At 72.8% G+C, this 22160-nt stretch carries 21 protein-coding genes; 17 read left to right on the forward strand and 4 right to left on the reverse strand.

Features of this window, described 5'->3' with window-relative positions:
- Positions 1 to 146 precede the first annotated feature (146 nt).
- Positions 147 to 971, reverse strand: coding sequence for a DUF3097 domain-containing protein (locus tag ACFYM2_RS33495; protein ID WP_359000052.1), 825 nt, complete (start codon positions 969 to 971; stop codon positions 147 to 149).
- A gap of 26 nt (positions 972 to 997) precedes the next feature.
- Positions 998 to 1720 carry an MBL fold metallo-hydrolase gene (locus tag ACFYM2_RS33500; protein ID WP_388841445.1) on the reverse strand — a complete coding sequence of 241 codons (723 nt, stop codon included), beginning with the start codon at positions 1718 to 1720 and terminating at the stop codon, positions 998 to 1000.
- 163 nt (positions 1721 to 1883) lie between these two features.
- Here ACFYM2_RS33500 and hrcA point away from each other — a divergent pair, with 163 nt between their 5' ends.
- The 8 genes from hrcA to ACFYM2_RS33540 all read left to right on the forward strand — a co-directional run bounded on the left by hrcA (position 1884) and on the right by ACFYM2_RS33540 (position 9295).
- Positions 1884 to 2903: a heat-inducible transcriptional repressor HrcA gene (gene hrcA, locus ACFYM2_RS33505; RefSeq protein WP_100578282.1), complete on the forward strand. Its 1020-nt coding sequence runs from the start codon at positions 1884 to 1886 to the stop codon at positions 2901 to 2903.
- Positions 2904 to 4043 (forward strand): molecular chaperone DnaJ, encoded by a 1140-nt coding sequence (dnaJ, locus tag ACFYM2_RS33510; protein ID WP_359000046.1) that lies wholly within the window; start codon positions 2904 to 2906, stop codon positions 4041 to 4043.
- A 111-nt stretch (positions 4044 to 4154) separates the two neighbouring features.
- Positions 4155 to 5246: a nitronate monooxygenase gene (locus ACFYM2_RS33515; RefSeq protein ID WP_388458120.1), complete on the forward strand. Its 1092-nt coding sequence runs from the start codon at positions 4155 to 4157 to the stop codon at positions 5244 to 5246.
- The gene (locus tag ACFYM2_RS33520) at positions 5243 to 5986 is read left to right on the forward strand and encodes a 16S rRNA (uracil(1498)-N(3))-methyltransferase (protein ID WP_388841447.1); all 744 of its coding nucleotides are present in this window, start codon (positions 5243 to 5245) and stop codon (positions 5984 to 5986) included. Before ACFYM2_RS33515 ends, ACFYM2_RS33520 begins: the two co-directional genes overlap by 4 nt.
- A 239-nt stretch (positions 5987 to 6225) precedes the next feature.
- A complete protein-coding gene (locus ACFYM2_RS33525; protein ID WP_388841450.1) occupies positions 6226 to 6786 on the forward strand; it encodes a hypothetical protein in 561 nt (186 codons plus the stop codon).
- Positions 6787 to 6905: 119 nt separating this feature from the next.
- Positions 6906 to 7265, forward strand: coding sequence for a histidine triad nucleotide-binding protein (locus tag ACFYM2_RS33530; protein ID WP_359000034.1), 360 nt, complete (start codon positions 6906 to 6908; stop codon positions 7263 to 7265).
- Between the two features lie 48 nt (positions 7266 to 7313).
- On the forward strand, positions 7314 to 8225 hold the full coding sequence (locus tag ACFYM2_RS33535) for a ribonuclease Z (protein WP_388841453.1): 912 nt from the start codon (positions 7314 to 7316) through the stop codon (positions 8223 to 8225).
- 59 nt (positions 8226 to 8284) lie between these two features.
- Positions 8285 to 9295 carry an adenosine deaminase gene (locus ACFYM2_RS33540; protein WP_388841455.1) on the forward strand — a complete coding sequence of 337 codons (1011 nt, stop codon included), beginning with the start codon at positions 8285 to 8287 and terminating at the stop codon, positions 9293 to 9295.
- A gap of 845 nt (positions 9296 to 10140) precedes the next feature.
- Here ACFYM2_RS33540 and ACFYM2_RS33545 read toward each other — a convergent pair.
- Positions 10141 to 11484: an MFS transporter gene (locus ACFYM2_RS33545; RefSeq protein WP_388458115.1), complete on the reverse strand. Its 1344-nt coding sequence runs from the start codon at positions 11482 to 11484 to the stop codon at positions 10141 to 10143.
- 691 nt (positions 11485 to 12175) lie between these two features.
- On the opposite strand from ACFYM2_RS33545, the gene ACFYM2_RS33550 reads away from it, so the two are divergent.
- From ACFYM2_RS33550 to ACFYM2_RS33570, 5 genes are all read left to right on the forward strand, one after another.
- Entirely contained in the window at positions 12176 to 13234 is a 1059-nt protein-coding gene (locus ACFYM2_RS33550; RefSeq protein ID WP_388458174.1) for a carbohydrate kinase family protein, read from the forward strand.
- 174 nt (positions 13235 to 13408) lie between these two features.
- Positions 13409 to 14446 (forward strand): PhoH family protein, encoded by a 1038-nt coding sequence (locus ACFYM2_RS33555; protein ID WP_359000022.1) that lies wholly within the window; start codon positions 13409 to 13411, stop codon positions 14444 to 14446.
- 13 nt (positions 14447 to 14459) lie between these two features.
- Positions 14460 to 14963 carry an rRNA maturation RNase YbeY gene (gene ybeY, locus ACFYM2_RS33560; RefSeq protein ID WP_350230193.1) on the forward strand — a complete coding sequence of 168 codons (504 nt, stop codon included), beginning with the start codon at positions 14460 to 14462 and terminating at the stop codon, positions 14961 to 14963.
- Positions 14960 to 16261, forward strand: a complete 1302-nt coding sequence (locus ACFYM2_RS33565) for a hemolysin family protein (RefSeq protein ID WP_388841458.1) — start codon at positions 14960 to 14962, stop codon at positions 16259 to 16261. The genes ybeY and ACFYM2_RS33565 overlap by 4 nt, the downstream gene beginning before the upstream one ends.
- Entirely contained in the window at positions 16258 to 16611 is a 354-nt protein-coding gene (locus tag ACFYM2_RS33570) for an MmcQ/YjbR family DNA-binding protein (protein ID WP_359000015.1), read from the forward strand. Before ACFYM2_RS33565 ends, ACFYM2_RS33570 begins: the two co-directional genes overlap by 4 nt.
- 33 nt (positions 16612 to 16644) lie before the next feature.
- Here ACFYM2_RS33570 and ACFYM2_RS33575 read toward each other — a convergent pair whose 3' ends face one another.
- Complete coding sequence (locus ACFYM2_RS33575) at positions 16645 to 18126, reverse strand: MFS transporter (protein WP_388841461.1); 1482 nt, start codon at positions 18124 to 18126, stop codon at positions 16645 to 16647.
- Between the two features lie 144 nt (positions 18127 to 18270).
- Here ACFYM2_RS33575 and ACFYM2_RS33580 point away from each other — a divergent pair, with 144 nt between their 5' ends.
- From ACFYM2_RS33580 to ACFYM2_RS33595, 4 genes are all read left to right on the forward strand, one after another.
- Entirely contained in the window at positions 18271 to 19092 is an 822-nt protein-coding gene (locus tag ACFYM2_RS33580) for a helix-turn-helix transcriptional regulator (protein WP_388458172.1), read from the forward strand.
- Between the two features lie 42 nt (positions 19093 to 19134).
- Entirely contained in the window at positions 19135 to 19479 is a 345-nt protein-coding gene (locus ACFYM2_RS33585) for a cytidine deaminase (protein ID WP_359000011.1), read from the forward strand.
- Between the two features lie 535 nt (positions 19480 to 20014).
- On the forward strand, positions 20015 to 20497 hold the full coding sequence (locus tag ACFYM2_RS33590) for a hypothetical protein (protein WP_359000008.1): 483 nt from the start codon (positions 20015 to 20017) through the stop codon (positions 20495 to 20497).
- Between the two features lie 287 nt (positions 20498 to 20784).
- On the forward strand, positions 20785 to 22104 hold the full coding sequence (locus ACFYM2_RS33595; protein ID WP_359000005.1) for a beta-xylosidase: 1320 nt from the start codon (positions 20785 to 20787) through the stop codon (positions 22102 to 22104).
- The last annotated feature ends 56 nt before the right edge of the window (positions 22105 to 22160 follow it).

A 22160-nucleotide genomic window follows, 5' to 3' on the forward strand; every position in this document is an offset into this window, starting at 1 on the left:
CCCGTCATGGGGGTCCCCCCTGGCCCTTAAGGCCTTGGGGGAGATTGAGGACGAGGCCGTTCAGGCCGAACGGGGTCTGGGGCGGAGCCCCAGGGTCTTTCACCCCCGGCGGGTTTAGGGGAGGGGCGGGGAGGGGCCAGGCCGCGCTACGGGACCGTGACGAAGTCGATCAGGTGCTCCACGGAGCCGAGCAGCGACGGATCCAGGTCGCGATAGGACCGCACCCCCGAAAGGATCCGCTGCCACGCCGCCCCCGTGTTCTCGGCCCACCCCAGCGCCCGGCACACCCCCGTCTTCCAGTCCTGCCCCCGCGGCACCACCGGCCACGCCGCGATCCCGACGGCCGACGGCTTCACGGCCTCCCACACGTCGATGTAGGGGTGCCCGACCACCAGCACGTCCGGATGCGTCACGGACGCGGCGATACGGGACTCCTTGGAACCCGGCACCAGGTGGTCGACCAGGACACCCAGCCGCGCGTCCGGCCCCGGCGCGAACTCCGCGACGATGGCGGGAAGATCGTCGATGCCCTCCAGGTACTCCACGACGACGCCCTCGACGCGCAGGTCGTCCCCCCACACCTTCTCCACGAGCTCCGCGTCGTGCCGCCCCTCGACGTAGATCCGGCCCGCCCGCGCGACCCGCGCCCGCGCCCCGGGCACGGCCACCGAACCGGACGCGGTGCGCGCGGGGCGCACGGGCGCGGGCGCGACCGCCGAGGGGCGTACGAGGGTGACGACCCGGCCCTCCAGGAGGAAGCCGCGCGGCTCCATGGGGAAGACCCGGTGCTTGCCGAAACGGTCCTCCAGGGTGACGGTCGGCCCCTGCGCCGTCTTCTCGCAGCGGATCACCGCCCCGCAGAACCCCGTGGAGACCTCCTCGACGACGAGATCGGCCTCGGCGGGAACCTCGGGAACAGGCGCCTGCTTCTTCTTCCAGGGTGGGGTCAGGTCGGGGCTGTAGCTGCGCATGCGTCAGACGATACGGGCGGCCGGCGCTACGACACGCCGAATCTGACGGCGAGTTGGTCACGCTGGGCGCGGACGAAGGACGCGTCCACCACCGCCCCGTGCCCGGGCACGTACACCGCTGCCGGGCCGCCGAGCGACAGCAGCCGGTCCAGGGCGGCCGGCCAGCGCGTGCCGACCGCGTCCGGGCCCGCCTGCGGCTCGCCCGACTCCTCCACGAGGTCGCCGCACAGGACGATCTCCGGCGACCCGCCACTCGCGGGGATGAGCACCACCAGGTCGTGCCCGCTGTGCCCGGGTCCCACGTTGGCGAGCAGCACCTGGCGCCCGCCCAGGTCGAGCGTCCACTCGCCGGACACCGCGTGGTGGGGCAGCACCAGCAGGTCGGCCGCCTCGGCCGCGTCCCGCTCGGGCACTCCCTGGCGTACCGCGTCCGAGCGCAGCTCCTCGGGGTCCAGGGCCCGCTCGATGCCGACGGCCCCGTACACCTGGGCGCCGGAGAAGGCCGCCGTGCCGAGGACATGGTCGAAATGGGGGTGGCTGAGCGCGATGTGGGTCACACGGCGGCCGAACAGGGCCTGCGCCTGCGCCCGCAGTTCGGCGCCCTCACGCAGCGTCGCGCCGGTGTCGTACAGGAGCAGCGCGTCCTCGCCGGCGACCAGCGCGGCGGTCGCGTCCCAGCCCGGCAGGCGTCTGCGCCCCACTGCGTCACCCAGGCGCTCCCAGCCGAACTCTTCCCAACGGATGTCCATGAGGCGACGCTATCCGCGATCCGGGAGCGACGCCGCGAGGTAGCGTGGTCGGCCGCCCTTGCTAGGGGCGTACCGGTCGGCCGTACACTGGCCGGGGATTGCTGGCACTCGAACACAGTGAGTGCCAAACGGACGGCTACTGGAGCTACTGGAGGTGTGCGCGATGCTCAGTGAACGCAGGCTCGAGGTGCTGCGCGCCATCGTCCAGGACTATGTCGGCACCGAGGAGCCGGTCGGGTCGAAGGCCCTGACCGAGCGGCACGCGCTGGGCGTCTCACCGGCGACCGTGCGCAACGACATGGCGGTCCTGGAGGAGGAGGGCTTCATCGCCCAGCCCCACACCAGCGCCGGCCGCATCCCGACCGACAAGGGCTACCGGCTCTTCGTCGACCGGCTCGCGGGCGTCAAGCCCCTGTCGTCGCCCGAGCGCCGCGCGATCCAGAACTTCCTGGACAGCGCGGTGGACCTGGACGACGTCGTGGCCCGTACGGTGCGGCTGCTCGCGCAGCTGACCCGGCAGGTGGCGGTCGTGCAGTACCCGTCGCTGACCCGCTCGACGGTGCGGCATGTGGAACTGCTCTCACTCGCCGCGGCCCGGCTCATGCTGGTGCTGATCACGGACACCGGCCGGGTCGAGCAGCGTATGGTCGACTGCCCGGCGCCGTTCGGCGAGGCCGCGCTCGCGGACCTGCGGGCCCGGCTCAACGCACGGGTGGTGGGACGCCGCTTCGCGGACGTGCCGCAGCTCGTGCAGGACCTGCCGGAGTCCTTTGAACCGGAGGACCGGGGAACCGTCTCGACGGTCCTCGCCACCCTCCTCGAAACCCTGGTCGAAGAGACCGAGGAGCGGCTGATGATCGGCGGCACCGCCAATCTGACCCGCTTCGGACACGACTTCCCGCTGACCATCAGGCCGGTGCTGGAAGCACTTGAGGAGCAGGTCGTGCTCCTCAAGCTGCTCGGCGAGGCCAAGGAATCGGGCATGACCGTACGCATCGGGCACGAGAACAACGCCCATGAAGGACTGAACTCCACGTCCGTCGTGTCGGTCGGCTACGGTTCCGGCGGCGAGGCGGTCGCCAAACTCGGCGTGGTCGGACCGACCCGCATGGATTACCCCGGAACGATGGGAGCGGTACGCGCAGTGGCACGTTACGTCGGACAGATCCTGGCGGAGTCGTAAGTGGCCACGGACTACTACGCCGTACTCGGCGTGCGCCGCGACGCATCACAGGACGAGATCAAGAAGGCGTTCCGGCGCCTCGCACGCGAACTCCACCCGGATGTGAATCCGGACCCGAAGACGCAGGAGCGCTTCAAGGAGATCAACGCCGCGTACGAGGTCCTGTCGGACCCGCAGAAGAAGCAGGTCTACGACCTCGGCGGGGATCCGCTGTCGTCGTCGGGCGGCGGTGGCGGGGCCGGCGGCTTCGGCGCGGGCGGCTTCGGCAACTTCTCGGACATCATGGACGCCTTCTTCGGCACGGCATCCCAGCGCGGCCCGCGCTCGCGGACCCGCCGGGGCCAGGACGCCATGATCCGCCTGGAGATCGACCTCAACGAGGCGGCCTTCGGCACCACCAAGGAGATCCAGGTCGACACCGCCGTGGTGTGCACGACCTGTTCGGGCGAGGGCGCCGCCCCCGGCACCTCCGCGCAGACCTGTGACATGTGCCGCGGTCGCGGCGAGGTGTCCCAGGTCACCCGGTCCTTCCTCGGTCAGGTCATGACCTCGCGGCCCTGCCCGCAGTGCCAGGGCTTCGGCACCGTGGTGCCCACACCGTGCCCGGAGTGCGCGGGCGACGGCCGCATCCGCTCGCGGCGCACCCTGACCGTGAAGATCCCGGCCGGTGTCGACAACGGCACCCGCATCCAGCTCGCGGGCGAGGGCGAGGTCGGCCCCGGCGGCGGCCCCGCGGGCGACCTGTACGTGGAGATCCACGAGCTGGCGCACGACGTGTTCCAGCGGCGCGGCGACGACCTGCACTGCACGGTCACCATCCCCATGACGGCGGCGGCGCTCGGCACGAAGGTGCCGCTCCAGACGCTGGACGGCATGGAGGAGGTGGACATCCGCCCGGGCAGCCAGTCCGGCCAGTCCATCCCGCTGCACGGCCGCGGCATCACGCATCTGCGCGGCGGCGGGCGCGGTGACCTCATCGTGCACGTGGAGGTCCTGACCCCGAGCAAGCTGGACCCGCAGCAGGAGGACCTGCTGCGTCAGCTGGCCAAGCTGCGCGGCGAGGAGCGCCCCACGGGCCAGTTCCAGCCGGGCCAGCAGGGCCTGTTCTCCCGCCTGAAGGACGCCTTCAACGGCCGGTAGGCCGTACGGGAAGGGGGCCGGGGTCACCACCCCGGCCCCCTTTTCGCATCCCCTCCACGTTCCGGCGACCGGCGATTCGGTGCGGGAGCGACGTCGTGGCACGATGCAAGCATGGCTTTGACCGATCTCTGCCGGTATCCGATCGTGCAGGCGCCCATGGCGGGCGGCGCCTCCGGTCCGGCGCTGGCCGCGGCCGTGTCCGAGGCCGGGGGGCTCGGCTTCCTGGCCGCCGGGTACAAGACGGCCGACGGCATGTACCAGGAGATCAAGCAGGTGCGCGGCCTGACCGGCCGGCCCTTCGGCGTCAACCTGTTCATGCCCCAGGACCCCGGCACCGACCCCGCCGCCATCGAGGTCTACCGCCACCAGCTCGCGGGCGAGGCCACCTGGTACGAGACGCCGCTGGGCGACGCGGACACCGGGGGCGACGACAACTACGAGGCCAAGCTCGCCATCCTGCGCGAGGACCCGGTGCCCGTCGTCTCCTTCACCTTCGGCTGCCCCGACCGCGCGGTCGTGGACGCGTTCGCGAAGATCGGCACCTACACGATCGTCACCGTGACCACGCCCCAGGAGGCCCAGGCCGCGCAGTGGGCGGGGGCCGACGCGGTGTGTGTGCAGGGCGTCGAAGCGGGCGGCCACCAGGGCACCTTCCGCGACGATGCGCAGGCCGGCGGCGCGGGCATCGGACTGCTCACCCTGATCGCCCTCGTACGCGACAGCGTCCAGCTGCCGATCGTCGCCGCGGGCGGCCTGATGCGCGGCGCCCAGATCGCGGCGGTGCTCGCGGCCGGCGCGGACGCGGCACAACTGGGCACCGCCTTCCTCGTGTGCCCCGAGTCGGGCGCCAACGCGCTGCACAAACAGGCCCTGACCAACCCCCTTTTCGTCCGTACGGAGTTGACGCGCGCGTTCTCCGGACGGCCCGCGCGGGGTCTGGTGAACCGTTTCATGCGCGAGCACGGCCCCTACGCCCCCGCCGCCTACCCCCAGGTGCACCAGCTGACCGCCGGCGTGCGCAAGGCGGCGGCCGAGGCCGGCGACCCCCAGGGCATGGCGCTGTGGGCGGGCCAGGGCCACCGCCTCGCCCGCGAGCTCCCCGCGGCCCGCCTCGTCGAGGTCCTGGCGGCCGAACTGGACGACGCGGCGGCCGAGTTGACCACCAACCTGCGGAACCTGAAGAACATGAGGAGTGCGTCATGACCGCCCCGGTCTTCGTCGTCGACACGGTGCCGGGCACCGGCGCGTACGTCCTGGACGGCGCGGAGGGCCGGCACGCCGTCTCCGTGAAGCGGCTGCGCCCCGACGAGGAGGTGACCCTCACCGACGGCGCTGGCAACTGGGCCCACGCGGTCGTCGTGGCCGCCGAGGGCAAGGACCGCCTGAGCGTCCGCGTCACCTCCGCCGGGAGCGAGCCCGAGCCCGCGCTCCGCGTCACCGTGGTGCAGGCGCTGCCCAAGGGGGACCGGGGCGAGGTCGCCGTGGAGACGATGACCGAGACCGGCGTCGACGCGATCGTGCCCTGGCAGGCCGCGCGCTGCATCACCCAGTGGAAGGGCGAGCGCGGCGCCAAGTCCCTTGCCAAATGGCGCGGTACGGCCCGCGAGGCGGGCAAGCAGTCGCGCCGGGTGCGCTTCCCCGAGGTGCGCGACGCGCTGAGCACCAAGCAGGTCGCGGCGCTGCTGGCCGGGGCGGACCTGGCGGTGGTCCTGCACGAGGACCGCGACGCGGCGTCGGCCGCCCTCGCCACGGTGGAACTCCCCGCCGCCGGAGAGATCGTCCTGGTGGTGGGCCCCGAGGGCGGCGTCTCACCGGAGGAACTGGCCATGTTCGCCGAGGCCGGCGCGCGGCCCCACCGCCTGGGCCCCAGCGTGCTGCGCACCTCGACGGCGGGCACGGTGGCGGCGGCGGTCCTGCTGTCGCGAACCCCCCGCTGGACCTGACCACCCCGATCCGGCGACTCAACCCCTCCGGGCCCGGGCAACTCAGCCCGTCCGGCGGGGTGTGGCCGGCTCCGGCAATTCAGCCCCTCCGGCGTTTGAGGAGCGGGGTCCGGGGCGGAGCCCCGTGCCCACCGGAGGGCGGCCGGGGGAGTGGGCGCAGCCCAAGGGGCACCGGTCCGCGCCCGGGATGGCCGCAAGGGGGCTACCGCGCCCCGGACAGCGGTGGCACCCTGGCGCCCATGGGGGCCAAGAACTCATACCGCGTCCACCGCACCCGCCACCACACCGCGCGCCGCACGGCCTCGCGCGCGCTGCCCGCGCCGGCCGCCGTCGTCCTCGCGCTCGTCGGCCTCACCGCCTGCGACCCCGTCGGCGGCCTCAACTCCGCCGCCGTCGCCGTCACCACGGAACAGGCCGCGACCGCCGAACTCGCCCACCACCACGTCGCCATCAAGTGGCTCACCTGCACCGCCGACCTCGGCCACGGCCCCTCCGCGACCCCTTCGGCGGGCAGCACCACCCGTGATGTCGCCGCCGTCGACTGCCAGGGCGAGACCAAGGACGGCAGGCCGGTCACGGTCAAGGGCAGGGTCACCGCCGAAGTCGAGGGCCGCTGCGTGAAGGGCGACCTGACCGCGAAGGCCGCCGGGAGGACCGTCCTGCGCGCCTCCGTCCTGGGCGACTGTGCGGCCCCCGCGCCCACGGCCGGCCAGGCGACACCCCGCCCGGGCGCCACCCCCACGGTCACCGTGACGGCAACCGTGACCGTGACCGTCACCGAGTCCTTCCGCGGCAAGTAGACCGGGCCCGCACCCCACGCACCCCCGTGCCGGCCCGGAACACCGCTCTCCGCGTCCTGGTCCGAACGCGTTGAGTAGCATGCGGGTTACCTGATCAACGCGACCAAGGAGACCGGACCATGGCCGGAGAGCCGCAGGCCGACTGCCTGTTCTGCAAAATCGTCTCGGGCGATGTCCCGGCGACCGTCGTGCGCGAGACCGACACGACGGTGGCGTTCCGCGACATCAACCCCCAGGCGCCCTCCCACATCCTGGTCATCCCCAAGGTGCACCACCCCGACGCCGCCTCGCTCGCCGCCGCCGAACCCGCTGTCCTCGCGGACGTCGTACGGGAGGCCGGGCAGGTCGCCGCCGATGAGAACATCGACAAGAGCGGCTACCGGCTCGTGTTCAACACCGGCAGCGGCGCGGGCCAGACCGTCTTCCACGCCCACGTGCACGTCCTGGGCGGCCGCGGCCTCCAGTGGCCGCCCGGATAGTTCCGCGCCAGCGCCCGTCCAGCGTCCCGCACAGCAAGGCGATTTTCCGTGTCCGTACGTGAATTGGTGGTGCTCGGCACCGCGAGCCAGGTGCCCACCCGGCACCGCAACCACAACGGCTACCTGCTGCGGTGGGACGGCGAGGGCATCCTCTTCGACCCGGGCGAGGGCACGCAGCGCCAGATGCTGCGGGCCGGGGTCGCCGCCCACGACATCGACCGGATCTGCGTCACGCACTTCCACGGCGACCACTCGCTCGGCCTGGCCGGGGTGATCCAGCGGATCAACCTCGACCGGGTCCCGCACCCGGTCACCGCGCACTACCCGCGCAGCGGCGAGCACTTCTTCGAGCGGCTGCGGTACGCCACGGCCTACCGGGAGTGTGTGGAGCTCGGCCAGGAGCCGGTCGAGGGCGAGGGCGCGGTGCTGGCCACGACGGCCGCGTACACGCTGGACGCCCGCAGGCTCTCCCACCCCGTCGAGTCCTACGGCTACCGGCTCGTCGAGCCCGACGGGCGCCGGATGCTGCCCGAGCTGCTGGCCGAGCGCGGCATCACGGGCCCCGACGTGGGTCGCCTGGCGCGCGAGGGCGAACTGAACGGCGTCACGCTCGACGACGTCAGCGAGATCCGGCGCGGGCAGCGCTTCGCGTTCATCATGGACACCCGCCTGTGCGAGGGCGCCCGGGTCCTCGCGGACGGCTGCGACATGCTGGTGATCGAGTCGACGTTCCTGGACGGCGACGTCCAACTCGCCACCGAACACGGACACTTGACGGCCGGTCAGGCGGCGACCGTGGCCCGCGACGCGGGCGTACGCGCACTGGTCCTCACCCACTTCTCGCAGCGCTACGCCGACCCGGGGGAGTTCGAGCGCCAGGCCCGCGCCGCCGGATACGAGGGCGAGCTGACCGTGGCGGCCGACCTCACCCGGATCCCCGTCCCCCGACGCGCCGCCTGAGCCCCCCCCACCGGCCCGCACCGAACCACCCACCCCAGCACCACCCTTAGGACCCCCCCATGCCCCTCCCCTCCTCCCTCCCCAAAGCCGAACTCCACCTCCACATCGAAGGGACCCTCGAACCCGAGCTGGCCTTCGAACTCGCCGCCCGCAACGGCATGGAGCTGCCGTACGCCGACACCGAGGAGCTGCGCAAGGCGTACCTCTTCGACGACCTCCAGTCCTTTCTGAACCTGTACTACTCCCTGATGCGGGTGCTGCGGACCGAGGACGACTTCACGGCGCTTGCCGACGCCTATCTGACCCGGGCCGCCGCCCAGGGCGTCCGGCACGCCGAGATCTTCTTCGACCCGCAGGCGCACATGGCGCGGGGCGTGCCCATGGGCACGGTGGTGGAGGGCCTGTGGCGGGCGCTGTCCGCGAGCGAGGAACGCCACGGCATCTCGACCCGGCTCATCCTGTGCTTCCTGCGGGACGAGTCGGCCCAGTCGGCGCTGCTCACGCTGGAGGCGGCGCGGCCGTATCTGGACCGGATCACGGGCATCGGGCTCGACTCGGCGGAGGTCGGCCATCCGCCGGCCAAGTTCCGCGAGGTGTACGAGGCGGCGGCGGCCCTCGGGCTGCGGCGGGTCGCGCACGCGGGCGAGGAGGGGCCGCCGGCGTACATCACCGAGGCGCTGGACGTGCTGGGGGTGGAGCGGATCGACCACGGCCTGCGCGCCCTGGAGGACCCCGATCTGGTGGCCCGCCTGGTCCGCGACCGCATCCCGCTGACGCTCTGCCCGCTGTCGAACGTCCGGCTGCGCGCGATCGACACGCTGGAGGAGCATCCGCTGGCGGCCATGATGGACACGGGCCTGCTGTGCACGGTCAACTCCGACGATCCGGCGTACTTCGGCGGGTACGTGGGCGACACGTTTCACGCGGTGCGGGAGGCGTTGGGGCTGGGGCGGGAGCGGTTGCGGGAGTTGGCGCGGAACTCGTTCGTGGCGTCGTTCCTGGACGATGACGAGGTGCTGCGCGAGCGGTATTTGGCGGAGGTCGCCGCGTACACCTTCCCGGAGTCCTGAGCCCCCCGGCCCGGGGCGGCCGGCCGCGCAGTTCCCCGCGCCCCTGACGGGCTCGGCGCTGGCCCGCATGCGCATCCTCAGCCGGTCTGCCCTGGCAGGGCTCGCGCGGGCCCGCATGGGCATACCCAGCCTGTCCCCGCGCCCCTGACTACTCGACGCTGGCCTGCATGGGCAACCTCAGCCTGTCCGGCGTTTGAGGACGAGCGCGTTCAGCGCGATCGGGGTCTGGGGCGGAGCCCCAGGGTCCTTGGGTGCGGGCCCGTGGGTGGCTGGTCGCGCAGTTCCCCGCGCCCCTGGCGGGGTCGGCGCTGGCCCGCATGGGCATACCCGGCCTGTCCCCGCGCCCCTGGCGGGGTCCGCGCTGGCCCGCATGGGCAACCTCAGCCTGTCCGGCGATTGAGGACGAGCGCCCTTCAGGCGCGAATGGGGTCTGGGGCGGAGCCCCGGGGACCCTGGCTGCGGACCGTGGGTGGCTGGTCGCGCAGTTCCCCGCGCCCCTGAGTATCCGATGTGGGCCCGCGTGCGTATCCTCAGCCCGCCGCCCACCCCTGGCAGGGCTCGTGCGGGCCTGCATGGGCAACCTCAGCCTGTCCGGCGTTTGAGGACGAGCGCGTTCAGCGCGAACGGGGTCTGGGGCGGAGCCCCAGGGTCCTTGGGTGCGGGCCCGTGGGTGGCTGGTCGCGCAGTTCCCCGCGCCCCTGGCGGGGTCGGCGCTGGCCCGCACGGGCATAGCTGACCTGTCCCCGCGCCCCTGGCGGGATGCGTGCTGGCCCGCACCGGCATAGCCGGCCTGTCCCCGCGCCCCCGGCAGGGTTGGTGCTGGCCCGGATGGGCGAGCGGCCGCGTCAGGAGGCCAGGACCTTGCGGCGGCGTCTCGCGCGGGAGACGATCGCGATCTCCGCGACCTCCTGCTCCGGCACCCCGATCTGCGGCAGCAACCCCGCCGCCCCGGCCCCCCGCCCCGCGACCACCGCCGCAGGCGTACCACCCCGGCGCCGGATGGACCCCGGCACCAGCGGCCGCCCGGACGTGTGCAGCGCCACCGCGCTCAGCGGCGCCGCGACGAGCAGCAGCAGCGCGCACAGCGTGAACCCCATCCCGCCGTACCCCGCGTACTGCGAGAGCAGGCTGCCGGTGACCGGCCCGCAGGCGACCCCGAGCGAGGACGCCGACCCCGCCAGAACCGCCCAGCGCCCGTGCGGATCGAGCGAGGCGGACAGGCCGATGAGGTAGGAGAGCACCACCGGGTAGAACAGGTTCCACAGGATCTCGCCGCCCGCGAAGGACACGAGTCCCCGCGCGGACGAACTCACCACCACGCAGCACGCGATGATCGCCGTACCGGCGCCGATCGGCACCGCCCGCCCGAGCCGCGCGCCGAGCGCACCCGCGCCGAGCACACCGAGCAGCCCCGAGCCGAGCCCGGCCGCGAAGACCATGCCGACGGTGACCTCGCTCAGGCCGGCCTGCGTGATCCCGATCCGCCCGCTGACCCCCCACAGCGCGTTCTGCGCGAGGGACCAGCAGAGCATCGTCGCGGCCAGGACCGTACCGGAGCGCCGGTGCGGCAGCCGCGCGCCCGACGAGCCGACCGCACCCGCAGCGCCGACCGCACCCACCGCGCCGACCGCCTCCCCGGGCCGCTCCGCGCCGCACGCGCCCGGAAGCCACCGCGTCGCCGGCCACGCGAGGGCCGCCACCAGGGCGATCGAGGCGAGCGGGGTCGCGTGCCCGCCGCCGAGGTGAGGGATCGTCAGGTACAGCGCGCCCGCCGTCGCGGAGACGCAGAGCAGGCCGAGCGTGGACGCGCGGTGGGGGTCGCGCTGGGCGGCGATACCGGCCGCCGCCACCGCCGTGGCCGTGCCGGACCCGAGGCCGCCGACGACCGCCCCGGCCACGACGAGCGGGATCAGCGTGGTGAGGGCCGCGACGCCGTACCCGGTGACCGCGAGCAGCAGCCCCAGCCTGGCGAGACGGCGCGGCCCGTGCCGTTCCACCCGGGAGGCGAGCGTGAACCCGGCCGTCGCCGAGCTCAACAGCAGGGCGGAGCCGACGAGTCCGGCTTCGGCGGGGGAGAGGCCGAGGCCCGCCGAGAGACGGCCGACGACGGTGGGGAGGAGATACGCGGCGAGGTAACCGGCGGTGAAGACGGCGACCAGGGGCCAGGCGGCACGAGAGCGTGCGGACATGGGCGTTCCAAGGAACAGTGCCCGTGGGGCAGGAGGCCAAAGAGGGGGGATGCGCCCGGTGTTGTGCGGGAACGCGGCCCAATTTGTATCAAGGGTCCGGAGTGCGCGAAAAGCCAGGACGGTGTGATCTGAGTCACGTTGCGTTTGGTCTGGAGTCCGTCGGGTATGCGAGCGAATTTCGCGCGCCGGGGCGGAGGTTGGACGGGCCCGCATTCGCCCGTCGGGTCCGTCCTCGACGCCACCTCGTTCACAGACGTAGTCCCAATTGCCCCTTCTGGACGGGCTCGTGAGAAGAGGCCACCGGGATGCGCGCACCACATACGTCACATACGCCACGCACGCCACGCAGACCACCCGAGCCCCATCGGCGCCGGCTCGACCACGACGGCACCCTGGCGCGAACGCGACGCGGCCGCCCCCGCCCACGGATCGGGCAGACTTGCCAGATCTGTACGCGAACGGAGAGCCCGCCGTGACGACACCACCCAGCAGAGAGCAGCCGCCCACCCCCCACGACCACCGCGCGCCCGAACCCCCCGGCGAGCACCGGCCCGGCCCGGCGGGGCCGGGCGCGGGCGTGCACACTACGGCGCCGACCGGCCGGCGGCGTCCCGGTGACCCCGGCGGGCCCCACGGCGAGCGGCGCCACGCCTCCACGGCCGAGCCGCGCCCCTCCTCGCCACTCGACCCGCTGGACGGGCTGCGCGACCCCCGCGACCCGCCCTGCGACGTCTTCCTCACCGGCACCGTCTTCCTCGACATCATCTTCACCGGCCTCGACTCCGCCCCGGTGCGCGGCACCGAGTCCTGGGCGCGCGGCATGGGATCGAGCCCCGGCGGCGTCGCCAACATGGCAACCGCCCTGGCCCGGCTCGGCCTGCACACCTCACTCGCCGCGGCCTTCGGGGACGACCACTACGGCGAGTACTGCTGGGACGCGCTGGAACAGGGCGAGGGCATCGACCTGTCGCTCTCGCGCACCGTGCGCGGCTGGCACTCCCCGGTCACCGTGTCCATGGCGTACGAGGGCGAACGCACGATGGTCACGCACGGGCACGAGGCGCCGCACGAGCTGTCCGCGCCCAGCTGCCCGCCGCGCGCCCGGGCCGCCGTCGCCTCCCTGGAGCCCGGCCGCCCCGAGGCGTGGATCGCGGACGCCGCGCGGTCCGGTTCGCGGATCTTCGCGGACGTCGGCTGGGACGACTCCGGACGCTGGGACCTGGCGGCCCTCGCCGACCTCGCCCATTGCGAGGCGTTCTTGCCCAACGCGGCCGAGGCGATGCGCTACACCCGCACCGACTGCCCGCGCGCAGCGGCCCGCGCGCTGGCCGAGAAGGTGCCGCTCGCGGTGGTCACGCTGGGGTCCGAGGGCGCGTACGCGGTGGACGCGGCGACCGGCGAGACGGCGGACGTCCCGGCCATCGAGGTGGAGGCCCTCGACCCCACGGGCGCGGGCGACGTCTTCGTGGCGGGGTTCGTCACCGGCACCCTCGCGGGCTGGCCGCTCGCCGACCGGCTCGCCTTCGCGGGGCTCACGGCGGCCCTGTCGGTCCAGGAGTTCGGCGGTTCGCTCTCGGCGCCGGGCTGGGCGGAGATCGCGAGCTGGTGGGAGCGGGTGCGCACCCTGCCCGACCAGGACCCGGCGGCCCTGCGCCGCTACGCCTTCCTGAGCGCCCTCTTGCCCGGCCCGGCCCGCACCTGGCCCCTGCGCCGGGCCCTGCCCACCCTGGGCTTCCGCCCCCCGTCCTGACCGGGCGCCCCCGCCTCGCCGGCGGGGCGGAGCCCGCCCCGGGCGCCCCCGGGCAGGACCGGGGCGTAAAACCTCTCGGCCACGTCCTCGGCAAGTCGTACGCTTGGTAACCCAGAGGCTCTCGAGCGGCGAGAACCCTGCAACGGAGGTATGTGCAGGCCACAGAGCCGGCCCATGACGCAGACACCCACACACCCGCAGGCGCACGCCCAGATCACCATCCCGGCCAAGCACCCCATGGTGACCGTCCTGGGGTCGAGCGATTCCCTGCTGCGCGTGATCGAGAAGGCCTTCCCGTCGGCCGACATCCACGTACGGGGCAATGAGATCAGCGCCGTGGGAGACGCGACGGAAGTCGCCCTCGTGCAGCGCCTGTTCGACGAGATGTTGCTGGTGCTCCGCACCGGACAGCCGATGACGGAGGACGCAGTGGAACGCTCGGTCGCCATGCTCCGCGCGAGCGGCAGCGCAGCCAACGGGGACGCCAGGGGCGAGACCCCCGCCGAAGTGCTCACGCAGAACATCCTCTCCAACCGCGGCCGCACCATCCGCCCCAAGACGCTCAACCAGAAGCGCTACGTCGACGCGATCGACAAGCACACGATCGTCTTCGGCATCGGCCCCGCCGGCACCGGCAAGACCTATCTGGCCATGGCCAAGGCGGTCCAGGCCCTCCAGTCCAAGCAGGTCACCCGGATCATCCTGACCCGCCCGGCGGTCGAGGCCGGCGAACGCCTCGGCTTCCTGCCCGGCACGCTCTACGAGAAGATCGACCCGTACCTGCGCCCGCTGTACGACGCCCTGCACGACATGCTCGACCCGGAGTCCATCCCCCGCCTGATGGCAGCCGGCACCATCGAGGTCGCCCCCCTGGCGTACATGAGGGGTCGCACCCTCAATGACGCGTTCATCATCCTCGACGAGGCGCAGAACACCAGCGCCGAGCAGATGAAGATGTTCCTGACCCGCCTCGGCTTCGACTCCAAGATCGTCATCACGGGTGACGTCACCCAGGTCGACCTACCCAGCGGCACCAAGAGTGGTCTGCGCCAGGTCCAGGAGATCCTGGAAGGCGTCGATGACGTGCACTTCTCCCGGCTCACCTCCCAGGATGTCGTCCGGCACAAGCTCGTCGGCCGTATCGTCGACGCGTACGAGCAGTACGACAGCCGCCAGGACCACGAAGGTCGGCGCGGCCGGAACGGGAAGTAGAGCAGAGCGCACCATGTCGATCGACGTCAACAACGAATCCGGAACCGAGGTCGACGAGCAGGCGATCCTCGACATCGCCCGCTACGCCCTCACGCGGATGCGGATCCACCCGCTCTCCGAGCTCTCGGTGATCGTCGTGGACGCCGAAGCCATGGAGCAGCTGCACATCCAGTGGATGGACCTGCCCGGCCCCACCGACGTCATGTCCTTCCCGATGGACGAGCTGCGCCCGCCGGCCAAGGCCGACGACGCGGCGGAGCTCCCGCAGGGGCTCCTCGGTGACATCGTGCTGTGCCCCGAGGTCGCCAAGAAGCAGGGCGAGGACGCCGAGACGCAGCACTCCATGGACGAGGAGCTTCAGCTCCTGACCGTCCACGGCGTGCTGCACCTGCTCGGCTACGACCACGAGGAGCCGGACGAGAAGGCCGAGATGTTCGGCCTCCAGGCGGCGATCGTCGACGGCTGGCGCGCGGAGAAGGGCCTGACCGGTCCCTCCCCGGCGCCGACCGTCTCATGACCGGGCAGCTCATCGCCGGCGCCGTCGCGCTGGTCGTCGTCGCCTGGCTCGCCGCCTGCGCCGAGGCCGGGCTCGCCCGTACGTCCTCCTTCGGCGCGCAGGAGGCGGTCCGCACCGGGCGGCGCGGCAGCGCCAAGCTCGCCCAGATCGCCTCCGACCCCACGCGCTATCTCAACGTGGCGCTGCTCGTGCGGGTCGCGTGCGAGATGGCCGCCGGCGTCCTGGTCACCTACGTCTGCCTGGAGGAGTTCACCCAGACATGGGCGGCGCTGCTGGTCGCCATCGCGGTGATGGTGCTCGTCTCCTACGTCGCCGTCGGCGTCTCACCGCGCACCATCGGCCGCCAGCACCCGCTGAACACCGCGACGGCGGCCGCGTACGTGCTGCTGCCGCTGGCCCGGGTCATGGGCCCCGTCCCGCAGCTGCTGATCCTGCTCGGCAACGCGCTGACCCCGGGCAAGGGCTTCCGCAAGGGCCCCTTCGCCTCCGAGGCCGAACTGCGCGCCCTGGTGGACCTCGCCGAGCGGGAATCCCTGATCGAGGACGACGAGCGCCGCATGGTGCACTCCGTCTTCGAACTCGGCGACACCCTGGTGCGCGAGGTCATGGTCCCGCGCACCGACCTCGTGTGCATCGAGCGCTACAAGACGATCCGCCAGGCCCTCACCCTCGCGCTGCGCTCCGGCTTCTCCCGGATCCCGGTGACCGGCGAGAACGAGGACGACATCGTCGGGATCGTCTACCTGAAGGACCTGGTGCGCAAGACGCACATCAACCGGGACAGCGAGGCCGACCTCGTCTCCACCGCGATGCGCCCCGCGGCCTTCGTGCCCGACACCAAGAACGCCGGTGACCTGCTGCGCGAGATGCAGCAGCAGCGCAGCCACGTCGCGGTCGTCATCGACGAGTACGGCGGCACCGCCGGCATCGTCACCATCGAGGACATCCTGGAGGAGATCGTCGGCGAGATCACCGACGAGTACGACCGCGAGCTGCCCCCCGTCACCGAGCTCGCGGACGGCTGCTTCCGGGTCACCGCCCGCCTCGACATCGGCGACCTGGGCGAGCTGTTCGGGTTCGACGCGTTCGACGACGAGGACGTGGAGACGGTCGGGGGACTGCTCGCCAAGGCGCTCGGCCGGGTTCCCATCGCGGGCGCCTCGGCGCGCGTGGCACTGCCGGACGGCCGCGAGCTGCGGCTGACGGCGGAATCCCCGGCGGGCCGGCGCAACAAGATCGTCACTGTGCTCGTGGAGCCGTCGGTGAACGAGGCCGAGGAGAAGGAGGGCGCGAGATGACACCTCAGCAACTGCGGGCGTTCTGCCGGGAGTTCAACGCCGCGACCGAGGAGTTCCCGTTCAACCCGGAGACCTCGGTCTTCAAGGTGGCGGGGAAGATGTTCGCGCTCACCGCGCTCGACGCGAAGCCGCTCACCATCAACCTCAAGTGCGACCCCGACGACGCGGTACGGCTGCGCGAGGAGCACCCCGCGATCGTGCCGGGCTGGCACATGAACAAGCGGCACTGGAACACCGTGGACGTGGCCGGGCTCCCGGACCGGATGGTCCGGGAGCTCATCGAGGACTCCTACGATCTGGTGGTGGCCGGCCTGCCGAAGGCGCAGCGGCTCCGGCTGGACCGCCCCTGACCGGCCCGCCCCGGCCCACCGGACCGAGGCCCATCAGACCTTCCCGCGGCGCCCGAGACCGACCGCCACCAGCGCGGCCGTCACCAGCACGATGGCCGCGTCGATCGCCAGGACCGTACGCACCCCGTCGAACAGCGAGGCCTGCGTGGTGGCCAGCACACCGAGCAGCGGGATGCCGACGGTGATGCCGACCTGCTGCGTGGTGGTGACAAGGCCGGTCGCGAGTCCCTGCTCCTCGTCGGGGACGCCGCTGGTCACCGTGATCCCGTACGAGATGATCGTGCCCAGGTGGCACATGCTGGCCAGCGAGACGGCGACGGTGGCAAGCAGGGCGCCGGCCCCGGTGCCGATGCCCAGGAGCGCGGCGATGAACAGACCCTGCCCGAGCAGCGAGCCGGCCAGGACGCGCCGGGCGCCGAAGCGGCCGATCAGGCGGGCGGCGCGGGTGCCGGCGAAGGCCGACGCGAGGCCCTGGACGCCGAAGACAAGACCGGTCCTGAACGGCGACAGGTGCAGGATGTCCTGGAGGTAGAGGGTCAGGACGAAGATCACCGTCGACATCATCGAGAAGGTGACGAGACCGCCCACGTTGCCCCAGGCCACCGTGCGCCGCCCCAGCATCGGCAGCGAGACCAGCGGCGCCGACGCCTTCGCCTCCACGACCACGAAGGCGGTGAGCAGGAGCAGCCCCGCGAGCAGGGTCCCCCACACGTCCACGCCGCCGAAACCGCGCTGGGCCGCCGAGGACAGGGCGTAGATCAGCGCCAGGAGGCCGCCGGTGACGGTGACCGCGCCGGGCACGTCAAGGCGCGGCCGCTCAGGGGTGCGCGACTCGGGCAGCAGGCCGGGGGCGAGCGCCAGGACGATCGCCGCGAAGCCCACGAGCAGGCCCATCGTGGAGCGCCAGCCGAGGGTGTCGGTCATGACGCCGCCCAGCACCATCCCGATGGTGAAGCCCAGCGAGAGCAGCGTGCCGGAGATGCCGAGCGCCTTGTCGCGCAGCGGACCCTCGGGGAACGTCGTGGTCAGCAGGGACATGCCGGTCGGCACGATGGCGGCCGCGCCGAGACCCTGAAGGGCGCGCCCGGTCAGGAAGGACGCCGGGTCCCAGGCGAGGGTGGCCAGCAGCGAGGCCGAACCGAACAGGGCGAGGCCGGCCAGGAACAGTTTCTTGCGGCCGAAGAGGTCGCCTACGCGGCCGAACAGGAGCAGGAAGCCGCCCGACGGCAGGGCGAACGCGGTGATCGCCCACTGCAACGCGGACCGGCTCAGGCCCAGGTCGTCGCCGAGCACGGGCAGCGCCACGTTCAGTACGGAGAAGTCGAGCGCCACCATGAACTGGGCGGCGCACAGCACGAAAAGGACCAGCGCGGCCCGGCCGCTGAGCCGGGGCGGTGTCGTGCCGGCGCCGGTACCGGTAGCGGTGTCGGTGTCCGAATGGGAGGAGAGGGGAGCGGAGGGAGCGGGGGCCGCCGCGTGGGGCCCGGGGTCAGTGGTCGGGGTGTCGATCGCCATGGCCCCACCCTCGCGGCCCGGGAATGCCCGTGGAGAGTGGGAACTTATCCTGTTGGTGGCACCACCAGGCAGCCGGTTTCTCAGGGGGAGTCAGTGGCCACACCGGTCGACAAACGCCGCCGCAGCGAACTGCGCGAGTTCTTGATGAGCAGACGGGCGCGGATCACCCCCGCGCAGGCCGGGCTGCCCGACGGCGGGGCCCGCCGCCGCACCCCGGGCCTGCGCCGCGAGGAGGTCGCGGTGCTCGCGGGCGTCGGGGTCTCCTGGTACCAGTGGCTGGAACAAGGCCGCGACATCACGGTCTCCCCGCAGGTGCTTGACGCGGTGGGCCGGGTGCTCCAGCTGACCAGCGCCGAACGCCGCCACCTGTACGTCCTGGCCGGGCTCAACCCGCCGGCCCCCGAGGTGGACCCGGCGGGCGCCGCCATGTGCGACGGTCTGCAACGCCTCATCGACGCGTGGATGCCCTTCCCCGCGCACATCATGGACGCGTACTGGAACACGGTCATGTACAACGACGCGGCCTCGCTGGTCCTCGGGATGCGTCCGGAGATCGTGCAGAACTGTCTGCTCGCGTTCTTCTGCGACCCCATCTACCGTGCCCGCGCCAAGCGTTGGGAGGAGATCGCCTGCCACGTCGTCGCCCAGTTCCGCGCGGCGTGCTCGGAGCGGCCCGACGACGAGGGGTTCCAGGCGGTGATCGAGCAGGCGATGGAGCTCAGCGAGGAGTTCGTCGAGCTGTGGGAGCGGCGTGACGTCCAGTCCGGCGGGCAGCTGCGCAAGGAGATGGAGCATCCGGTGGTCGGCGCGCTGCACGTGGAGTCCACGCAACTGCGCGTTCCCGCCCGGCCGGACCTGGTGATCGTGCTGCACACGCCGCTGCCGAACACCGGCACCGCCGAGAAGCTGGAGTGGCTGACCTCGCCGGAGGGGCGGCGCGGGTCGATGTACCCGATCGCGGGCTGAGCCCCCGGCGCGGGCGACCGGGGCACTCCTTATGCTCGGGGCATGACACAGAGCACCGAACTCGGGCCCGAGGACCGCAAGATCATCACGCTGGCACGCAGCGCCCGGGCCCGCAACGGCGTGGCCGAGGGTGCGGCCGTGCGCGACGAGACGGGCCGTACGTATGTGGCGGGCACGGTCGAGCTGCCCTCTCTGAAGCTGTCCGCGCTGCGAACGGCGGTGGCGATGGCGGTGGCCAGCGGGGCGGAGTCGCTGGAGGCGGCGGTGGTGGTGACGGGATCGTCCCAGCCGACGGAGGCCGACGTGGCGGCAGTACGAGACCTGGGCGGCCCCGCCACCCCCCTCTTCCTCGCAACCCCGTCCGGAGAAGTAACCGGAACGTTCTGACCCCCCCAAGACACCCACCCCCTACCCTCCGAACCAACCCCGGCCCGCAGGACGGGGGGTTAGGGGCGCGAGGAACTGCGCGAGCAACCACGCACGGTCCGCCGGGGGCCCGGGGGGTTTGAGGGGCGCGGGGAACTGCGCCAGCAACCACGCACGGTCCGCAGGGACCAGGGTTCAGGGGCGCGGGGAACTGCGCGGACGTGGGCCCGGGCCAACGATCAACGTGGTGGGGCTTGCAATCCCAAGAGCCCCGCGCATCAATGGACGGCAGTCGACCCGACAACCCGTCAGCCAACCCGGAACGGAACCGGCACGGGGCGCAGAGCCGCAACCCCGCACCGGCGTCGGCCACACCCCCCGCGCACCCACCACGCACCCCCTCCCCGGCAGAGCCATGCCCGCACGCCCGCGCACCCGTGCGCGTGGGCCACCGGGGCAGGCGGTGGACGCGCGGCACAGGCACCCGGCCCCGCACGCGCGGTCCGGCGCCGACGACGCGGCAGACGTTCAACTCCCTGCAAGGGGAAGGGGAATCATGCGCAAGAGCACCAGCAGGCCGGTCGCGCGGGCCGCACTCGCCGTGGGGGCGGTGGCCGCCGCAGGCCTCGCCTTCGCCCCGAGCGCCGCCGCCGTCACGCCCACCACGGCGACCGCCACGTACGACTGCGGTACCTGGGGCGGTGGCGGCGCCACCCTCACCGCCACCCAGAGCGGTACGGCCGCGACCATCACGCTGACCTCGGCCGTCACCACCCCGATCTCGGTCGGCGCCAACCAGATCAGCGCCACCCTGACCCTCGCCAGGTCCGGCGGCGGCACCAGGGTCTTCAGCGGCAAGGCCAACCCGGCCATCCCGGCGGGCAGTTCGGTCACGATCGGCCCGCTGGGCGGTACCGTCGCCGCCGGCGACAGCCTCAACTCCTACTTCGCCGGCACCGCCCTGAAGATGGTGATCTTCGGGATCACCGTCAACTGCGACGCGACCACCTCGCAGGCCCCGGGCCCGTTCGTGTTCTGACCCGGCACCCTGCTCACCCACCGCTCACCTCAGCACCGCGCGCAAGGAGCCGGCGCCGCCCCACGCGGCGCCGGCTTCCGCGCGCCCGCACCGTCGAGCGGTTCGGCGGTGCGAAGGCGTTGCGAAGAGGCGTGAAATGCCGCCAAAGCATGCGACCTTGACAGCATCTGATGGCCCATCAGTCGCTGCGCCGGGATGCCATTGACTTCTCTTCACGCCGAGCCGTCAATGGGCCCCTGCCGGCGCAGCCGAGCCGCGCTGTGCCACTTCACGAAGGGGGCGCGCCCATGTCGAACCGTCGAAGACGGCGTCTGGCCGCCGTATTGGGGGCGGTCGCACTCGCCGCCGGGACCGGCGCGCTCGCCGCACCCGCGCACGCGCTGGCCGCGACGCCCGTCGACTTCGCCACGCACTGCGTCCCGCCGGCCATCGCCGGCATCCCGCCCATCGACGGCACCACGAACGCGACCGTCGCCGTCGACAACGCCTCACCCAAGGTGGGCGACAAGGTCACCGTGACGTACACGGTGAACAAGCCCGCCGCCAGCAACCCCGTCGACATCGCCCTGCCCGCCGACATCATGACCCCGACCGGCAAGGTCGTCCTGGCGGGCGCCCAGAGCGGCACCGTGGACGTGGCGGGCCCCAAGAAGAACGACCCCGTACCCGGCAAGGGCGCCTTCCCGGCGTTCTCCATGAGCGGCAGCTTCACCGCCACCAAGGCCGGCGCGATCACCCTGTCGCCCGGCGACTACAACATCCACACCAGCTACATCATGGAGCTGGACACCCCCTGCACGGTGACCAATCCGCCGGCGCCCGTCTCCGGGACGGTCGACGTCACGGACGGCGGCGGACAGGTCAACGAGCGGGCCATCACGGCCGACCCCGCGTCGGGCAACGCGGGCGAGCGCACCACGGTGACCGGGTCCGGATTCACCCCGAACGCCGACGTCACCGTCGCGGGCTGGAACGGCACCGCCACCACCGCCGACAAGATCACCTTCAAGTCGGACGCCCATGGCGCGTTCACCGCACGGCCGAAGATCACCGACCCGGCGACCACCGGGATCGTGGCGTACGAAGGTGCGTCCTGGAACCCGGCCGCCGGGGCCGGCCCGGTGGCGTACACGGTGACCGGTACGCCGCCGCCGGCCGGCCCGAGCCAGAAGCTCACCACGGCCGTGAACGCGGGCACGCTCTCGATGTCCCAGGCCGGTGACGGCGTCGCTCTCGGCGCGGTCGACTTCGGCAAGGGCGGCGCCTCCACCGGCGCCCTGAACACGGTCACGGTCCAGGACTTCCGCGGCGGCCCCGCAGGCTGGTCCCTGACCGGCAAGGTCACCGACTTCACCGGTCCCGGCGGCTCCATCGACGCCGGCAGACTCAGCTGGACCCCCGCCTGCGCGACCAAGGCCGGTTCGCCGTCCGTGTGCGTCGCGGGCTCGGCCACGACCGTGGGCGGCGCGGGCGCGACCCTCGCCTCCACCCCGAACGGCGCGCTCACCGGCGGCGAGTTCGGCGTGGACGCGAAGCTCTCGCTGGACGTGCCGGCGTTCACCCCGCCCGGCGCCTACAGCGGCGTACTGACCCTCACCCTCACCTGATGCCCACCCGTGGGCCGGGCGCGCACCCGGCCGGCCCACCCGTCCCCGGGGGTCTC

Source organism: Streptomyces sp. NPDC006711 (genome assembly GCF_042869775.1).
GTDB lineage: Bacteria > Actinomycetota > Actinomycetes > Streptomycetales > Streptomycetaceae > Streptomyces.

What these genes read in the sequence shown, in the direction of transcription:
- ACFYM2_RS33515 (WP_388458120.1), top strand. Translation starts at nt 4,155, where the DNA reads ATGGCTTTGACCGATCTCTGCCGGTATCCGATCGTGCAGGCGCCCATG.
- ACFYM2_RS33555 (WP_359000022.1), top strand. Translation starts at nt 13,409, where the DNA reads ATGACGCAGACACCCACACACCCGCAGGCGCACGCCCAGATCACCATC.
- ACFYM2_RS33585 (WP_359000011.1), top strand. Translation starts at nt 19,135, where the DNA reads ATGACACAGAGCACCGAACTCGGGCCCGAGGACCGCAAGATCATCACG.
- ACFYM2_RS33545 (WP_388458115.1), bottom strand. Translation starts at nt 11,484, where the DNA reads ATGTCCGCACGCTCTCGTGCCGCCTGGCCCCTGGTCGCCGTCTTCACC.
- ACFYM2_RS33495 (WP_359000052.1), bottom strand. Translation starts at nt 971, where the DNA reads ATGCGCAGCTACAGCCCCGACCTGACCCCACCCTGGAAGAAGAAGCAG.
- ACFYM2_RS33565 (WP_388841458.1), top strand. Translation starts at nt 14,960, where the DNA reads ATGACCGGGCAGCTCATCGCCGGCGCCGTCGCGCTGGTCGTCGTCGCC.
- ACFYM2_RS33570 (WP_359000015.1), top strand. Translation starts at nt 16,258, where the DNA reads ATGACACCTCAGCAACTGCGGGCGTTCTGCCGGGAGTTCAACGCCGCG.
- hrcA (WP_100578282.1), top strand. Translation starts at nt 1,884, where the DNA reads ATGCTCAGTGAACGCAGGCTCGAGGTGCTGCGCGCCATCGTCCAGGAC.
- ACFYM2_RS33595 (WP_359000005.1), top strand. Translation starts at nt 20,785, where the DNA reads ATGTCGAACCGTCGAAGACGGCGTCTGGCCGCCGTATTGGGGGCGGTC.
- ybeY (WP_350230193.1), top strand. Translation starts at nt 14,460, where the DNA reads ATGTCGATCGACGTCAACAACGAATCCGGAACCGAGGTCGACGAGCAG.
- ACFYM2_RS33500 (WP_388841445.1), bottom strand. Translation starts at nt 1,720, where the DNA reads ATGGACATCCGTTGGGAAGAGTTCGGCTGGGAGCGCCTGGGTGACGCA.
- ACFYM2_RS33590 (WP_359000008.1), top strand. Translation starts at nt 20,015, where the DNA reads ATGCGCAAGAGCACCAGCAGGCCGGTCGCGCGGGCCGCACTCGCCGTG.
- ACFYM2_RS33580 (WP_388458172.1), top strand. Translation starts at nt 18,271, where the DNA reads ATGAGCAGACGGGCGCGGATCACCCCCGCGCAGGCCGGGCTGCCCGAC.
- ACFYM2_RS33540 (WP_388841455.1), top strand. Translation starts at nt 8,285, where the DNA reads ATGCCCCTCCCCTCCTCCCTCCCCAAAGCCGAACTCCACCTCCACATC.
- ACFYM2_RS33525 (WP_388841450.1), top strand. Translation starts at nt 6,226, where the DNA reads ATGGGGGCCAAGAACTCATACCGCGTCCACCGCACCCGCCACCACACC.
- ACFYM2_RS33575 (WP_388841461.1), bottom strand. Translation starts at nt 18,126, where the DNA reads ATGGCGATCGACACCCCGACCACTGACCCCGGGCCCCACGCGGCGGCC.
- ACFYM2_RS33530 (WP_359000034.1), top strand. Translation starts at nt 6,906, where the DNA reads ATGGCCGGAGAGCCGCAGGCCGACTGCCTGTTCTGCAAAATCGTCTCG.
- ACFYM2_RS33520 (WP_388841447.1), top strand. Translation starts at nt 5,243, where the DNA reads ATGACCGCCCCGGTCTTCGTCGTCGACACGGTGCCGGGCACCGGCGCG.